The organism is Pantoea sp. Cy-639 (assembly GCF_011752525.1).
Lineage (GTDB): Bacteria > Pseudomonadota > Gammaproteobacteria > Pseudomonadales > Pseudomonadaceae > Aquipseudomonas.
Window position 1 is genome coordinate 97709 of the sequence record NZ_VWXI01000015.1, and the last position, 14741, is coordinate 112449.

The following is a 14741-nucleotide window of genomic DNA, read 5'->3' on the forward strand; positions in this document are numbered from 1 at the left end:
GCCGCGACAAGCAAAAGGCGACCTGAGGGTCGCCTTTTTCATGCGTGTCTGTCAGCGTCCGTTGGGGTAGGGATCCTGTGCCGCGTCGCCGCGACCGCTGAGAATCTTCCATGCGCGCTTAGGGTGGGAGTTGGCATCGAAGGCGGGGCAGGGTGGCAACGACTTCTTGCTCTGGTTGGAGTACTTGTAGCCGCAGTCCGCACATGCGTAGCTGCCTGCGGAGACATCGCTGCCGTAGGGCACCTCGTCTTTTTTCATCGCTGGATCTCCTATATGTGAGAAGTGTCCATGCTAATCAGGCGATGAAAGCAGATGTTGTAGTACCCATCCTGCGCATCTGTGGGATAGTTCCGCCAATCATCGCAGAGCAAGCCTGTGCCGATTCTGGCGCGGGCTTGCCCCACGATGATCCCCGGTCAGTCGGTACCGTACTTCGGCGAACGGGGTCCGTAGAGGATTCCGCCATTCGGGTTGGGCGACAGCAGGCGAGCGCTGGTCATGCCGGCGATCGGATAACCGGCGTCGTCCTGCACGCTGCTGATCACCTGGTTGATGGCTGCCGTGATCAGCATGCCGATCAGGCCGCCCTGGTTCTGCCGGCCTTCCTCGCTGGACGCGGTGGCGCTGCCGGTCCACAGGGTGGCGCCGGTCTTCAGGTCGACCAGCTTGGCGCTGGCGGTGACGATGGTCGCGCTGCTGAGGATCATGTAGCGCGTGCCATAGTCGCTGACGGTCACGTACAGGCCCGCGTCGGCACCGAAGATCTCCTGCAGCTTGGCGGTCGGCAGCTGATGGATGTCAGCCGAGGTGGTCATGCCGTTCTGACGGAAGGTCTCGTCCACCAAGGCGACCGGCATCACATAGTAGCCGGCTTCGGCCAGCGGATAGGTGGCCTGGGACAGCATGCTGTAGGTGGCCTTGACGTCCGGCGACTCGTTCAGCGGTGGCAGGATCAGGATCGATTTCGGCCGGCTCTGCTTGTAGGCCGAATAGTCGATGCTCTTGCGCTCGGCGCAGCCGGCGAACAGCGCCAGCACGCAGGCGCCGACGACCAGGCGGGTGAAGTGCTTGATCACGGCTTGGCTCCTTTGCTGGCGTTGTTCATCAGGAAGTCCATGTACTTCGCCGACTCAGGGAACAGCGCCTTCTCGGTGCGCAATTGCTGGATCATCTGGTCGTCCTTGCCCAGGCTCGAGTACAGCAGGCCCAGTTGCGCGTGGTAGCCCGGTGGCACCGCGCCGTTCTTGGCCTTGATCTTTTCCAGGTCGCGCTCCAGGGCGATGACCTGCTCTTCCTTGGCGTCGCCCTTGAGGTAGCTGTAGACCTGGGGCTGATAGCTTTCCCACTGGTACAGCGGTTTGGGCGAGTTGCAGCCGGCCAGCAGGGCGCTGCCCAGCAGCAGCCCGACGGCAGTGCGCCAGGCTGGTGTGGTGATACGCATCGAACGTTCTTCCTTGTGTGGTCCGCTTACTGGGCCTGTGGTTTCCACTGGCCGCTCTCGACGGCGCCGACCAGCTTGTTCACGGCTTCGCGCATGGCCAGGTCGAGGACCTTGCCATTGAGGGTCGAGTCATAGCTGGCGGTACCGCCGAAGCCGATGATCTCGCGGTTGGACAGGGCGTACTCACCCGCGCCCTGGCTGGAATAGACCACTTCCGAAGTGCTGATGTTGACGATGTTCAGCGCCACCTTGGCATAGGCGATCTGGGTCTTGCCGCGGCCGAGGATGCCGAACAGCTGATGGTCGCCGACTTCCTTGCGGCCGAACTCGGTCACGTCGCCGGTGACCACGAAGTCCGCGCCTTTCAGGCGCTGGGCCTGGCCCTTGATCGCCGCTTCCTGCTGGATCTCGCCCATGTTGTCGCGATCGAGCACGTTGAAGCGGTTGGTCTGTTGCAGGTGGGTGATCAGGATGGTCTTGGCCTGGCCGCCGAGGCGGTCGACGCCGTCGGAGAAGATGCCGCGCATGTAGCTGGAGCGGTTGTCGAACTTGCCCACGGCGATCGGCGTGCGTACGCCGCTGTAGGGACGGTTGACGCTCTCGACCTGCTGCACGGCGACAGCGGTGGATGTTTCGGTGGCGCAGCCGGCGATGGACCCGACAGCCAGGGCGACTGCCAGCACGAGTCCTTGTGATGCGTATTTCACGCGTGTACTCCAGATGGGTGGAAGCAAATTGCTATTGGCCTTCATTTGGCCACGTTGTTTCGGCAGCTTATCTGGAATCTTGACGGTGAAACATGAAAATGATGGCCACAAGCCATCTTTTTCTGGGTGCTCGCCTGAATGCATCGCGGGGCAAGCCCGCTGCCACGATCATGTGTGGAAGCAGGCTTGCCCCGCGCTGGGGAGCTGGATCAGCGTGGCTTGTGGTTGGTGATCAGGGTACCGACGCCGCTGTCGGTGAAGATCTCCAGCAGCACGGCGTTGGGCACGCGGCCATCGATGATGTGCGAGCTGTTGACGCCACCCTGGACCGCTTCCAAGGCGCACTTGATCTTGGGCAGCATACCGCCGTAGATGGTGCCGTCGGCGATCAGGTCGTTGACCTGCTCGGTGGTCAGGCCGGTCAGCACCTGGCCCTGCTTGTCCATCAGGCCGGCGATGTTGGTCAGCAGCATCAGCTTCTCGGCCTTCAGCGCTTCGGCCACCTTGCCGGCCACCAGGTCGGCGTTGATGTTGTACGACTCGCCATTGGCACCCACGCCGATCGGCGCGATCACCGGGATGAAGTCGCCCTTGACCAGCATGTTCAGCAGGTCGGTGTTGACGCTCTCGACCTCGCCGACGTGACCGATGTCGATGATCTCGGGCTGGGTCATCTCCGGGGTCTGGCGGCTGACGGTGAGCTTGCGCGCACGGATCAGCTCGGCGTCCTTGCCGGTCAGGCCGATGGCGCTGCCGCCATGGCGGTTGATCAGGTTGACGATGTCCTTGTTCACCTGGCCGCCCAGAACCATCTCCACCACATCCATGGTCGCCGCGTCGGTGACACGCATGCCGTCGATGAAGTGGCTCTCGATCGACAGGCGCTTGAGCAGGTCGCCGATCTGCGGGCCGCCGCCGTGCACGACCACCGGGTTGATGCCCACGGCCTTCATCAGCACGATGTCACGGGCGAAGCCGGTCTTGAGCTCCTCGCTCTCCATCGCGTTGCCGCCGTACTTGATCACCAGGGTCTTGCCGACGAAGCGGCGGATGTAGGGCAGTGCTTCGGACAAAACCTCGGCTACATGGGAAGCGGCATCGCGATCGAGGGTCATGCAGGGCTCCAGATAAGGAACGGATAGTCGTCAGAACGGCAGTTGCAGGCCTGGTTCGACCTGCAGCAACTGTGTGCGGAATACAGCCTTGATACGGTCGAGCTCCGCCGCGCTGTCGGCCTCGAAGCGCAGCACCAGCACCGGCGTGGTGTTGGAGGCGCGGACCAGGCCCCAGCCGTGGGGGTAGTCGACCCGCACACCGTCGATGGTGGTCAGGTTGGCATCGCCCCAGTCGGCCTTGCGTTGCAGAGCATCAATGATGCTGAATTTACCTTCGTCGGTCACATCGATGTTGATTTCCGGCGTGGAAATGTCGTTCGGGAACGCAGCGAACAGACTTTCGGCGTCCTGGCCGGCCTTGCTGAGGATCTCCAGCAGGCGCGCGGCGCTGTAGATGCCGTCGTCGAAACCGTACCAGCGCTCCTTGATGAAGATGTGACCGCTCATCTCGCCGGCCAGCAGCGAACCGGTCTGCTTCATCTTCTTCTTGATCAGCGAGTGGCCGGTCTTCCACATCAGCGCACGGCCGCCGTGCTGCTCGATCAGCGGGGTCAGGCGGCGGGTGCACTTGACGTCGAAGATGATCTCGGCGCCCGGGTTGCGCGACAGCACGTCCTGGGCGAACAGCATCAGCAGGCGGTCCGCATAGACAATGCTGCCGGTGTTGGTCACCACGCCGACGCGGTCGCCATCGCCGTCGAAGGCCAGGCCGATGTCGGCGCCGGTCTCTTTCACCTTGGCGATCAGGTCGGTCAGGTTCTCGGGCTTGCCCGGGTCCGGGTGATGGTTGGGGAAGTGGCCGTCGACCTCGCAGAACAGCGGGATCACTTCGCAGTCCAGGGCTTCGATCAGTTGCGGGGCGATTACCCCGGCGGCGCCATTGCCGCAGTCGACGACCACTTTCAGGCGCTTGGCCAGTTTCACGTCGCCAACGATCTGCTGGAAGTAGCGCTCGAGAATCTCGACCTTCTCGACACGGCCTTCGCCGCGGGTCAGGTCATTGTTCTTCAGGCGGGCGAGCAGGGCCTGGATCTGTTCGTTGGCCAGGGTGTCGCCAGCGATGACGATCTTGAAGCCGTTGTAGTCCGGAGGATTGTGGCTGCCAGTGAGCATCACGCCCGACTTGCCGGCCAGCACGTTGGCGGCGTAGTACAGCGCTGGAGTCGGCACCAGGCCGACGTCGCTGACCTGGCAACCAGCATCGACCAGGCCCTTGATCAGTTGCTCGACCAGCATCGGGCCGGACAGGCGGCCATCGCGGCCGACCGAGACCTGCGGCTCGCCCTGGGCGAGGGTCTGGGCGCCGATGGCGCGGCCGATCCAGTAGGCGGTTTCGCCGGTGAGCGTCTTGCCGACCACGCCGCGGATGTCATAGGCGCGGAAGATGCTGTCGGGCAGTGCAGGTACCAGGTGGGCCATGTCGTTCATCTCTGGGGACTCCATTGGTCAGAGGCTTCTGGGCGGGCACAAACTGAACGGTTGGACGGTGGATCGCCCAGAGAGTTCGCCATCCTTGGCTTCAGTGGTCGGGCTGTGGGTCAGCGGGTGCCCGAGTGGCCGAAACCGCCGGCACCGCGTTGGGTCTCGTCGAACTGCTCGACGATATCGAAGTGCGCCTGCACCACCGGCACCAGGATCAGCTGGGCGATACGCTCGCCAACGGTGATGGTGAACGGCGTGCTGCCACGGTTCCAGCAGGAGACCATCAGCTCGCCCTGGTAGTCCGAATCGATCAGGCCGACCAGGTTGCCCAGCACGATACCGTGCTTGTGGCCCAGGCCCGAGCGCGGCAGGATCATGGCCGCCAGGCCCGGGTCGCCGATGTACACCGACAGGCCGGTAGGGATCAGCAGGGTCTGGCCCGGCTCGAGGACGGTGTCCTCCTTGAGCAGGGCGCGCAGGTCGAGGCCGGCCGAGCCTGGGGTGGCGTACTGCGGCAGGGGGAATTCGGAGCCCAGGCGAGGGTCGAGGATCTTGGCTTGAAGAGCGTGCATGTAACTTATTGAACCTGGTTGAGCCGTTCGGCGATGAAGGCGACCAGCTGGCGGGCGATCTTGCCCTTGCTGGTCTGCGCGAAGAGGGTCTGGTGCTGCTGGCGGTCGATCACGGTCAGGGCGTTCTCCTCGCTGTTGAAGCCGATGCTGGGGTTGGCCACATCATTGGCGACGATCAGGTCGAGGTTCTTGTCCTTGAGCTTGCGCGTGGCGTAGTCGAGCAGGTGCTCGGTCTCGGCGGCGAAGCCTACGCTGAACGGACGGTCCGGCCGGCTGGCAATGGTCGCAAGGATATCGGGATTGCGCACCATCTGCAGCAGCATGCCGTCGCCTGTGGTGGGATCTTTCTTGAGCTTCTGTGGTGCGACGACCTCAGGGCGGTAGTCCGCAACCGCTGCCGAGGCGATGAACAGGTCGCAGGGCATGGCCGCCTCGCAGGCCGCGAGCATGTCTCGCGCGCTGACCACGTCGATCCGGCTGACCCGGTCGGGTGTCGGCAGGTGCACGGGGCCGGTGACGAGGGTCACCCGGGCCCCGGCCTCGGCGGCCGCCTCGGCCAGGGCGAAGCCCATCTTCCCTGAACTATGGTTGGTGATGTAGCGCACCGGGTCGATGTTTTCCTGGGTAGGACCGGCAGTGATCAGCACGTGCTTGCCGGTCAGCGCCTGGCGTTCGAAGCTCTCGGCGGCGCACCAGGCCAGGTCCGTGGCCTCGAGCATACGGCCCAGGCCGACATCGCCACAGGCCTGGCTGCCGGAGGCCGGGCCGAACACCTGGATGCCACGGCGCTTGAGCAGCTCGAGGTTGTCCTGGGTGGCCGGATCGCGCCACATGGCCTGGTTCATGGCCGGGGCCACGGCGACGGTGGCGTCGGTGGCCAGCACCAGGGTGGTCAGCAGGTCGTCGGCCATGCCCTGCGCGAGGCGCGCCATCAGGTCGGCGGTGGCCGGAGCGATCAGTACCAGGTCGGCCCACTTGGCCAGTTCGATATGGCCCATGGCCGCTTCGGCGGCGGGGTCGAGCAGGTCCATGTGCACCGGGTGGCCGGACAGCGCCTGCAGCGTGAGCGGGGTGATGAATTCGGCGCCACCCCGGGTCATGACCACGCGCACCTGTGCGCCGTGTTCCAGGAGTCGGCGAATCAGCTCGGCGCTCTTGTAGGCGGCGATGCCGCCACCGACGCCGAGAACGATGCGCTTGCGATACAACCGCTGCATAGGCCTTGCCTTATTCCAGTGAAAGCGGGTGGCGACGCTGACTGCCTGCGGCAGAACGTCGCATCTGCGAAGCGATCTAGATTAACACAGCGCCCGGAGGGGTCGCAGTAACGCGCGAGGTGGGGATGAACATCAGGGAGTGGCCGGCTGAAGAGCGGCCGAGGGAGAAGTTGTTGAATCGCGGGGCGGCGATCCTTTCGGATGCGGAATTGCTGGCCGTGCTGTTGGGGTCGGGCGTTGCCGGGCGCAATGTGCTCGACCTTGCACGCGGGTTGCTGGCGAAGTTTGGCGGGCTCAGGCCGTTCCTCGAGGCGGATCGTGCCAAGGTCCTCGGCGAACCCGGCGTGGGACCGGTGAAATACGCCCAGTTGCAGGCGTTGTTGGAAGTCGGCAGGCGTTACCTGAACGAGCACATCGAGCGTGCGCCGGCCTTGGAGAATCCGGCCTCGGTGAGGCGCTATCTCAAGTCCATGTTGCGGCACGAGTCCAGTGAGGTATTCGGCTGCCTGTTCCTCGATACCAAGCATCGGCCATTGGCATTCGAGATCCTTTTTCGCGGCACCATAGACCGCGCGAGCATCTATCCCCGCGAAGTGGTGCGTCGATCATTGCTGCATAACGCCGCGGCCCTGATCATCTGCCACAACCACCCGTCGGGCAATTGCGAGCCGAGCCAGGATGATGTGCATCTGACGCTGATGCTCAAGCGATCGCTGGCTCTGATCGATGTGCGGGTGATGGATCATGTCATCGTCGGTGATGGCGAGCCGTTGTCGATGCTCGAGCATGGGTGGTTGGCGGGCTGACAGCAATCGCGGGACAAGCCCGCTCCCACGACGGCATTCATTGTGGGAGCGGGCTTGTTCCGCGATGCTTCGTCAGCGGCTGACGGAAACCTTGCTGAAATCCTGCCGCCCAAACGGGCTCACCTGATACCCCTCCACGCCTTGGCGCAGCAGCGCCGCCGCCGTCGGGTGCGCCAGCGGCAGCCAAAGCGCCTGTTGCTGGATCAGCGTCTGCGCCTGCTGGTACAGCCGGCTGCGCACGCTCTGGTCGTTGGTGGTGCGTCCGGCGTTGATCAGTTGGTCCAGGCGGTTGTCGCAAAAGCGCGCGAAGTTGGTCCCGGACTTGACCGCCGCGCAGGAAAACTGCGGGCTGAGGAAGTTGTCCGGGTCGCCGTTGTCGCCCGCCCAACCCATGAACAGCAGGTCATGCTCGCCCGCCTTGGCGCGGCGGATCAGCTCGCCCCACTCGATGCTGCGGATCTCTGCCTTGATGCCGATCTTCGCCAGGTCGGCCTGGAGCATCTGTGCGCCGAGGTTGGGGTTGGGGTTGAGCAGGCTGCCTGAAGGGCGGGTCCAGATCGTGGTCGCAAAGCCGTTGGCCTGGCCGGCCTTGGCCAGCAGTGCCTTGGCCTTCTTCAGGTCCAGGGTGTAGCCAGGCAAATCCTTGGCGTAGCTCCAGGTATTGGGCGGGTAGGGGCCGTTGGCGGCGATGGCGGTGTCTTCGAACACGGCTTTCAGGTACGCCGGCTTGTCGAAGGCCAGGTTGATCGCCTGGCGCACCTCGGGCTTGTCCAGCGGCGGGTGCTGGCTGTTGATGGCGACGAACGCGGTCATGAACGCCGGGGTGGTGGCGACCTTGAGGTTGCCGTCGCGGCCGGCCTCGGCGATGTCCAGCGGCTTGGGCGACAGGGCTACCTGGCATTCGCCGCGCTTGAGCTTCTGCAGGCGCACATTGGCGTCGGGGGTGATGCTGTAGACCAGCGGGTCGATGGACGGCTTGCCGGCGAAGTAGTCGGGGTTGGCGCGGTAGCGCACCACGGCATCCTTCTGGAAGCGCTGGAAGACGAACGGGCCGGTGCCGATCGGCTGGCTGTTGAGCTTTTCCGGGGTGCCGGCCTTGAGCAGCTTGTCGGCGTATTCGGCGGAGTAGATCGAGGCAAAGCCCATGCTCAGGGTGGCCAGGAAGGTAGCGTCGGCATGGGTGAGGGTGAAGCGCACGGTGTGCGGCTCAGGGGCATCGATTGACTTGATCAGGCTGCCCAGTTGCAGCGATTGGGCATGCGGGTAGCCGCCCGGGGCGGTCTTGTGCCAGGCATGGGCGGGGTAGAGCATGCGCTGGAAGCTGAACAACACGTCATCGGCGTCCAGTTCGCGGCTCGGCTTGAAATAGGCCGTGGCATGGAATTTCACGTCCGGGCGCAGCTTGAAGTCGTAGACCAGGCCGTCCGGCGAGACGGTCCAGCTTTCGGCCAGGCTCGGCACGACCTTGCCTTGCCCTGCGTCGTACTCGACCAGGCGGTTCATCAGTACGTCGGCCGAGGCGTTGGTGGTGGTCAGGGCGTTGTATTGCACCACGTCGAAACCTTCGGGGCTGGCTTCGGTGCAGACCACCAGCGGCGCAGCCTGGGCAATGCCGGTCGCGCACAATGCGGTGAACAATAAGGAAAGGGCGGCGGCACGCATGGTGGCTCCTTGGCTGGTCAGATGGCCCATCTGCCGGTGCAGTCTGGAAATGGCCCTACCCTAGTGCGCGTTTTCGCAAATGACCACCTTCTTTTTCCATGGGTTGGCGACGAGTGGTCGACAGCGCGGCGGGCGAGTCGTTATGCTGCTCGCGCGCTGTTTGCAGCACACGGATGCTCATATCCTGTTGTTGCGGCGCAGTCTTTCTGGTATAAAGCAGCGCTCTTTTCTAGGGGCTCGGCCTGTCGCATCAGCGGATCCGGTCGATAAGACCTCCAGAATCACGGCGCCTGGCGCCAAAGACTGAGAGATTAAGCGGCCAACCCATGCCGGGTTGGGCATGTGGTTTTAGAGGGCTGAGTCATGTCGAGAGTCTGTCAAGTTACTGGTAAGGGTCCAGTAACCGGGAACAACATTTCCCACGCAAACAACAAAACCCGTCGTCGTTTCCTGCCGAACCTGCAGCACCACCGTTTCTGGGTTGAGTCCGAGAAGCGTTTCGTGCGTCTGCGCGTATCCGCCAAAGGCATGCGCGTCATTGACAAGCGTGGTATCGACGTAGTGCTGGCCGAGCTGCGCGCTCGCGGCGAAAAGTTCTAAGGAGAACGTCATGCGTGAATTGATCCGTCTGGTTTCGAGTGCCGGCACCGGCCACTTCTACACCACCGACAAGAACAAGCGCACCACTCCGGACAAAATCGAGATCAAGAAATACGATCCGGTTGTTCGCAAGCACGTGGTGTACAAGGAAGCCAAGATCAAGTAATTGATCGGCAACCTGAAAAAACCCGCATCCGAAAGGACGCGGGTTTTTTTATGCCTGCGGATCGGCAAGCGCGGGGCAAGCCTGCTGCCACACGGTTACTTCTGCTCGAACAGCACATAGATCTTGCGGCATGGCTCCAGCACCTCCCAGGTGCCCTTGAAGCCGGCCGGGATGACGAAGCGATCACCGGCGCGCAGGGTCTTGGCATTGCCTTCCTGGTCGCGCAGCACCGACACGCCCTGGACGATCTCGCAGTATTCGTGCTCGCTGTAGCTGACGGTCCACTGGCCTGCCTCGCCTTCCCAGACGCCCGCGGCGAACTGGCCGCAGGGGCTGGAGTAGTGGTTGTAGACAGCCTGGTCCGGCTCGCCTTTGAGGATTTTCTCCGCCGCCGGGCGATAGCGCTCGGCCTCGGTGAGTACCTGGGCAAAATCGACGATGTTGGCGATGCTCATGGTGGTTACCCTGTTGTTGTTTAATAAAATGCACATCAGTAGGCTTTTAGGCCATTCGTGTCAAATATATTGATAGTTTCTCTGCCCTGGTTTAGGGTGTCGGGTGCCGGTGTGCGTTCGTCGCCCGGCCAGAATTTCTGACAGCGCCCGTGAGTCCTCAGTGCGGCGTTGCACCTTAACAAGAGAGGAGTTTCCTATGACCACCCTGACTCGTGCGGACTGGGAACAGCGTGCCCAGCAACTGAAGATCGAAGGCCGCGCCTTCATCAACGGCGAATACACCGATGCCGCATCCGGTGAAACCTTCGACTGCCTGAGCCCGGTGGACGGACGCTTCCTGGCCAAGGTCGCCAGCTGCGACCTGGCCGACGCCAACCGCGCCGTCGACAATGCCCGCGCCGTGTTCGAATCCGGCGTCTGGTCGCGCCTGGCCCCGGCCAAGCGCAAGGCGACCCTGATCCGCTTCGCCGACCTGCTGCGCAAGAACGTCGAGGAACTGGCCCTGCTCGAGACCCTCGACATGGGCAAGCCGATCGGCGACTCCTCCTCCATCGACATTCCCGGTGCGGCCAATGCCATCCACTGGACTGCCGAAGCCATCGACAAGGTCTACGACGAAGTCGCCCCGACCCCGCACGACCAGCTTGGCCTGGTCACCCGCGAGCCAGTGGGCGTGGTCGGTGCCATCGTGCCGTGGAACTTCCCGCTGCTGATGGCCTGCTGGAAACTGGGCCCGGCCCTGGCTACCGGTAACTCCATCGTGCTCAAGCCGTCGGAAAAGTCGCCGCTGACTGCCATCCGCATCGCCCAGCTGGCCATCGAGGCCGGCCTGCCGAAAGGCGTGCTGAACGTGCTGCCAGGCTACGGCCACACCGTGGGCAAGGCCCTGGCCCTGCACATGGATGTCGATACCCTGGTATTCACCGGCTCGACCAAGATCGCCAAGCAGCTGATGGTCTACGCCGGCGAGTCGAACATGAAGCGTGTCTGGCTGGAAGCCGGCGGCAAGAGCCCGAACATCGTCTTCGCCGACGCCCCGGACCTGCAGGCCGCCGCCGAGGCCGCCGCCAGCGCGATCGCCTTCAACCAGGGCGAAGTCTGCACCGCGGGCTCGCGCCTGCTGGTCGAGCGTTCGATCAAGGACCAGTTCCTGCCGATGGTGGTCGAGGCCCTCAAGGCCTGGAAACCAGGCAACCCGCTGGATCCGGCGACCACCGTCGGCGCCTTGGTCGATACCCAGCAGATGAACACCGTGCTGTCGTACATCGACGCCGGCCACCAGGACGGCGCCAAGCTGCTCGCGGGCGGCAAGCGCATCCTCGAGGAGACCGGTGGCACCTACGTCGAACCGACCATCTTCGACGGCGTGACCAACGCCATGAAGATCGCCAAGGAAGAGATCTTCGGCCCAGTGCTGTCGGTGATCACCTTCGACACCGCCGAGGAAGCCGTGGCTATCGCCAACGACACGCCGTACGGCCTGGCTGCCGGCATCTGGACCGCAGACATCTCCAAGGCCCACAAGACCGCTCGCGCCGTGCGCGCCGGCAGCGTCTGGGTCAACCAGTACGACGGTGGCGACATGACCGCGCCGTTCGGTGGCTTCAAGCAGTCGGGCAACGGCCGCGACAAGTCGCTGCACGCCCTGGAGAAGTACACCGAGCTGAAGGCGACCTGGATCAAGCTGTGATCGGGTAGCGCCTCTTTCGCGGGGCAAGCCCGCTTCCATGTGAACCGTGGGAGCAGGCTTGCCCCGCGATGCTTTCTGCCAGGTTTTTCCATTCGGAGGCCACTATGCGTTGGGGAACCTACTTTGCCGTGCTGGCCTCGGTGCTCAGTGTCGGGCTGGCGCTCGGGGTGAGCATGCCGCTGGTGTCCTTGCGCCTGGAGGGCTGGGGCTACGGCGGGTTCGCCATCGGCGTGATGGCGGCGATGCCGGCCCTTGGTGTGCTGGTGGGGGCCAGCCTGGCCAGTCGCCTGGCCGGCTGGGCCGGCGTGCCCATGGCCATGCGCCTGTGTCTGTGGGGTGGGGCGCTGTCGATCGGCTTGCTGGCGCTGCTGCCCAGCTACCCGTTGTGGCTGGCACTGCGCCTGCTGATCGGCATGTCGCTGACCGTGGTGTTCATCCTCGGTGAAAGCTGGATCAACCAATTGGTGGTCGAGCACTGGCGTGGTCGCCTGGTGGCGCTGTATGGCAGCAGCTATGCCTTGAGCCAACTGGCCGGGCCATTGGTGCTGGGTGTGCTCGGTTCGGGCGACGATTTCGGCTTCTGGGCCGCCACCGGGCTGCTGCTGGTGGCGCCGCTTATCCTGCTGGGGCGCAGCGGAGCGCCGACCACCGAGGCGTGCAGTGTCACCCTTGGCGACCTGCTCGGCTTCTGCCGGCGCTTGCCCGTGATTGCCTGGGCCATTGCCCTGTTCGCGGCCTTCGAGGCGATGATCCTGACCCTGCTGCCGGTGTACTGCCTGCAACAGGGATTCACCACCGAAGTGGCGCTGTTCATGGTCAGTACCGTCGTGGTCGGGGATGCGGTGCTCCAGTTGCCGATCGGCGCGCTGGCCGATCGCATGTCGCGGAGTACGTTGTTCACTGGTTGTGCGCTGACCTTGCTGGTGTCCAGCCTGGCGATTCCGCTGCTGTTGTACACGCCGGCGATCTGGCCGTTGTGGGTGCTGTTCGGCGCCAGTGCCGGTGGGCTGTTCACCTTGTCGCTGGTGTTGATCGGCGAGCGCTACCGGGACGATGCACTGGTGCGGGCCAACGCCCATGTGGCGCAGCTGTGGGGTATCGGTTGCCTGGTCGGGCCGTTGCTGGCCGGAGCCGGGAGCCAGTGGATCAGCGGGCATGCGTTGCCGTTGCTGATGGCGGCCGGGGCCGCGGGGCTGGTGCTGCTGACCCGGCGCAAGGGAGCCTTCGAGCCAGCCTCAGCCTGAACGACCGTCATCGCGGGCTTGCCCCGCGATGAGGCTTACAACATCTTTTCCAGGCCCACCGCCTTGCTGATCCAGGCATTGAACCGCCGCCACACGCCGCCGGGCTCGGTCACCAGCACGTGTCGCTGGCCCTTGTCCTCGGTCGCCCAGACCAGCTTCCCGTCCACCAGCTTGACCTGGTAGCTCAATGCCGGCGCCATGCCCTGGAGCGCGAGTGCGCGGGTGTACTCGGCCAGCTCCGGGCTGTCCACCAATACGCCGACCTCGGTATTCCACAACACCGAGCGCGGATCGAAGTTGAACGAGCCGATGAAGGTCTTGCGCCGGTCGAACACCATCGCCTTGCTGTGCAGGCTCGAGTCCGAGCTGCCATGCAGCCCCAGGCCGTGGCGGAAACGGGGCGCGCCGGGCTGGCGGCGCAGTTCGTAGAGCTGCACGCCGTGTTCGAGCAGGGCCCGGCGATAGGGCGCATAACCGCCGTGCACGGCGGGCACGTCGGTGGCTTCCAGCGAGTTGGTCAGCAGTTTGACCGAGGTGCCGGCGTCGGCGCGGCTGGTCAGGTACAGCAGGCCGGGTTCGCCGGGAACGAAGTAGGCCGAGACCAGGATCAGTTCGCGATGCACGCCGTTCAGGTCTGGCGCGAGCTGATGGCTCAGCAGCAATTGCGGGTCGGGCTCGTCGTCGGCCAGGACCTTGCTCGGCGAATCCCACAGGGCCTGGCTATGGGCCCAGACCAGCTCGTTGCGCCAGCTATCCAGGCGTGGCTGGTACTGGTAGGCCATCAGCCGGTCGTACAGGGCCTTGCGCTCGGTGCGCGCCTTGGCCAGCCAGGTCTCCAGGCGCTGGCGGCTGGCGTGCAGGTCGTCGGCGTCGGGCTGGTGCCAGAGGAAGTCGCCGATCGGCCGGCTCAGTGCACTGTTCCAGTACTGGTCGAAACCATGACCGAGCTGTTCGGCCACCGGGCCGATCCCGAGCAGGTCGATGTCGGTGAAGTTGAGGTTGGCCTCGGCGTCGAAGTACTCGTCGCCGAGGTTGCGCCCGCCGACGATGGCCATGCTGTCGTCCACCAGGAACAGCTTGTTGTGCATGCGCCGGTGCTGGCGCGACAGGTTGAACAGCCGGCCCATGGCCCGGGTCACACCGGTGCTGCGCCCCAGGTGCAGCGGGTTGAACACGCGAATCTGGATGTTCGGGTGGGCGGCGAGGGTGCCGATCAGGCTGTCGAGGCCATCGCTGGTGGTGTCGTCGAGCAGGATGCGCACCCGCACGCCGCGGTCGGCGGCACGCAGCAATTCATGCACCAGTGCCCGGGTGCTGAGGCCGTCGTGGACGATGTAGTACTGCAGGTCGATGCTTGCCTGGGCATGGCGGATCAGCTCGGCGCGGGCCCGGAACGCCTCGTTGCTGTTGGGCAGCAGGCGAAAGCCCGAGCGCCCCTGGTACGGCTCGGCCTGGCGCAGCACCGAACGGCCGAACGCCGACTGGCTCGCCGGCAGAGCCTGGCTGACATCGCGGGGGGGGCCGACGCTGGCGCAGCCGGACAGGCCGAGCAGCAGCGCTAGCAGAAGAGGCAGGGCTCGCTGGCGTCTCAAGGGGTGGATCGTCCTGTGCGGCAAAGGCGTTGGGGTGGGCCGGGGGCGGCGC

At 64.6% G+C, this 14741-nt stretch carries 16 protein-coding genes; 5 read left to right on the forward strand and 11 right to left on the reverse strand.

What is annotated here, in order from left to right:
* Positions 1–51: 51 nt before the first annotated feature.
* From F3J43_RS18280 to coaBC, 8 genes are all read right to left on the reverse strand, one after another.
* Positions 52–258, reverse strand: a complete 207-nt coding sequence (locus tag F3J43_RS18280) for a hypothetical protein (protein ID WP_166889785.1) — start codon at positions 256–258, stop codon at positions 52–54.
* A 158-nt stretch (positions 259–416) separates the two neighbouring features.
* Positions 417–1073: a DUF799 domain-containing protein gene (locus F3J43_RS18285; RefSeq protein WP_502706619.1), complete on the reverse strand. Its 657-nt coding sequence runs from the start codon at positions 1071–1073 to the stop codon at positions 417–419.
* The gene (locus F3J43_RS18290; protein WP_166889791.1) at positions 1073–1441 is read right to left on the reverse strand and encodes a DUF4810 domain-containing protein; all 369 of its coding nucleotides are present in this window, start codon (positions 1439–1441) and stop codon (positions 1073–1075) included. Before F3J43_RS18290 ends, F3J43_RS18285 begins: the two co-directional genes overlap by 1 nt.
* A gap of 26 nt (positions 1442–1467) precedes the next feature.
* Positions 1468–2148, reverse strand: coding sequence for a CsgG/HfaB family protein (locus F3J43_RS18295; protein WP_166889794.1), 681 nt, complete (start codon positions 2146–2148; stop codon positions 1468–1470).
* Positions 2149–2357: 209 nt separating this feature from the next.
* Entirely contained in the window at positions 2358–3263 is a 906-nt protein-coding gene (gene argB, locus F3J43_RS18300) for an acetylglutamate kinase (RefSeq protein WP_166889797.1), read from the reverse strand.
* Between the two features lie 30 nt (positions 3264–3293).
* On the reverse strand, positions 3294–4682 hold the full coding sequence (locus F3J43_RS18305; RefSeq protein WP_205297961.1) for a phosphomannomutase/phosphoglucomutase: 1389 nt from the start codon (positions 4680–4682) through the stop codon (positions 3294–3296).
* Positions 4683–4801: 119 nt separating this feature from the next.
* Complete coding sequence (gene dut / locus F3J43_RS18310; RefSeq protein WP_166889805.1) at positions 4802–5257, reverse strand: dUTP diphosphatase; 456 nt, start codon at positions 5255–5257, stop codon at positions 4802–4804.
* 5 nt (positions 5258–5262) lie between these two features.
* A complete protein-coding gene (gene coaBC, locus F3J43_RS18315; RefSeq protein WP_166889808.1) occupies positions 5263–6474 on the reverse strand; it encodes a bifunctional phosphopantothenoylcysteine decarboxylase/phosphopantothenate--cysteine ligase CoaBC in 1212 nt (403 codons plus the stop codon).
* Positions 6475–6599: 125 nt separating this feature from the next.
* Between coaBC and radC the strand changes: the two genes are divergently transcribed.
* Positions 6600–7280 (forward strand): RadC family protein, encoded by a 681-nt coding sequence (gene radC / locus F3J43_RS18320; protein WP_166889812.1) that lies wholly within the window; start codon positions 6600–6602, stop codon positions 7278–7280.
* Between the two features lie 72 nt (positions 7281–7352).
* Here the strand turns inward: radC and F3J43_RS18325 are convergent, their stop codons facing one another.
* A complete protein-coding gene (locus tag F3J43_RS18325; protein WP_166889817.1) occupies positions 7353–8942 on the reverse strand; it encodes an ABC transporter substrate-binding protein in 1590 nt (529 codons plus the stop codon).
* A gap of 363 nt (positions 8943–9305) precedes the next feature.
* Here F3J43_RS18325 and rpmB point away from each other — a divergent pair, with 363 nt between their 5' ends.
* Entirely contained in the window at positions 9306–9542 is a 237-nt protein-coding gene (gene rpmB, locus F3J43_RS18330; protein WP_003258972.1) for a 50S ribosomal protein L28, read from the forward strand.
* 10 nt (positions 9543–9552) lie between these two features.
* Positions 9553–9708 carry a 50S ribosomal protein L33 gene (gene rpmG, locus F3J43_RS18335; RefSeq protein WP_003253507.1) on the forward strand — a complete coding sequence of 52 codons (156 nt, stop codon included), beginning with the start codon at positions 9553–9555 and terminating at the stop codon, positions 9706–9708.
* A 95-nt stretch (positions 9709–9803) separates the two neighbouring features.
* On the opposite strand, the gene F3J43_RS18340 is transcribed toward rpmG, so the two are convergent.
* Positions 9804–10163: a cupin domain-containing protein gene (locus F3J43_RS18340; RefSeq protein WP_166889821.1), complete on the reverse strand. Its 360-nt coding sequence runs from the start codon at positions 10161–10163 to the stop codon at positions 9804–9806.
* A gap of 196 nt (positions 10164–10359) precedes the next feature.
* Between F3J43_RS18340 and F3J43_RS18345 the strand changes: the two genes are divergently transcribed.
* Entirely contained in the window at positions 10360–11853 is a 1494-nt protein-coding gene (locus F3J43_RS18345) for an aldehyde dehydrogenase (protein WP_166889826.1), read from the forward strand.
* Between the two features lie 104 nt (positions 11854–11957).
* On the forward strand, positions 11958–13097 hold the full coding sequence (locus F3J43_RS18350) for an MFS transporter (RefSeq protein ID WP_166889829.1): 1140 nt from the start codon (positions 11958–11960) through the stop codon (positions 13095–13097).
* A 35-nt stretch (positions 13098–13132) separates the two neighbouring features.
* Here F3J43_RS18350 and F3J43_RS18355 read toward each other — a convergent pair whose 3' ends face one another.
* Entirely contained in the window at positions 13133–14689 is a 1557-nt protein-coding gene (locus F3J43_RS18355; RefSeq protein ID WP_166889833.1) for a phospholipase D family protein, read from the reverse strand.
* Between the last annotated feature and the right edge of the window lie 52 nt (positions 14690–14741).

Bases quoted from the DNA above. Each gene is read 5' to 3' on its own strand.
- F3J43_RS18280 (WP_166889785.1), bottom strand. From the start codon at position 258: ATGAAAAAAGACGAGGTGCCCTACGGCAGCGATGTCTCCGCAGGCAGC.
- F3J43_RS18290 (WP_166889791.1), bottom strand. From the start codon at position 1,441: ATGCGTATCACCACACCAGCCTGGCGCACTGCCGTCGGGCTGCTGCTG.
- argB (WP_166889797.1), bottom strand. From the start codon at position 3,263: ATGACCCTCGATCGCGATGCCGCTTCCCATGTAGCCGAGGTTTTGTCC.
- F3J43_RS18305 (WP_205297961.1), bottom strand. From the start codon at position 4,682: ATGGCCCACCTGGTACCTGCACTGCCCGACAGCATCTTCCGCGCCTAT.
- dut (WP_166889805.1), bottom strand. From the start codon at position 5,257: ATGCACGCTCTTCAAGCCAAGATCCTCGACCCTCGCCTGGGCTCCGAA.
- coaBC (WP_166889808.1), bottom strand. From the start codon at position 6,474: ATGCAGCGGTTGTATCGCAAGCGCATCGTTCTCGGCGTCGGTGGCGGC.
- radC (WP_166889812.1), top strand. From the start codon at position 6,600: ATGAACATCAGGGAGTGGCCGGCTGAAGAGCGGCCGAGGGAGAAGTTG.
- F3J43_RS18325 (WP_166889817.1), bottom strand. From the start codon at position 8,942: ATGCGTGCCGCCGCCCTTTCCTTATTGTTCACCGCATTGTGCGCGACC.
- rpmB (WP_003258972.1), top strand. From the start codon at position 9,306: ATGTCGAGAGTCTGTCAAGTTACTGGTAAGGGTCCAGTAACCGGGAAC.
- rpmG (WP_003253507.1), top strand. From the start codon at position 9,553: ATGCGTGAATTGATCCGTCTGGTTTCGAGTGCCGGCACCGGCCACTTC.
- F3J43_RS18340 (WP_166889821.1), bottom strand. From the start codon at position 10,163: ATGAGCATCGCCAACATCGTCGATTTTGCCCAGGTACTCACCGAGGCC.
- F3J43_RS18345 (WP_166889826.1), top strand. From the start codon at position 10,360: ATGACCACCCTGACTCGTGCGGACTGGGAACAGCGTGCCCAGCAACTG.
- F3J43_RS18350 (WP_166889829.1), top strand. From the start codon at position 11,958: ATGCGTTGGGGAACCTACTTTGCCGTGCTGGCCTCGGTGCTCAGTGTC.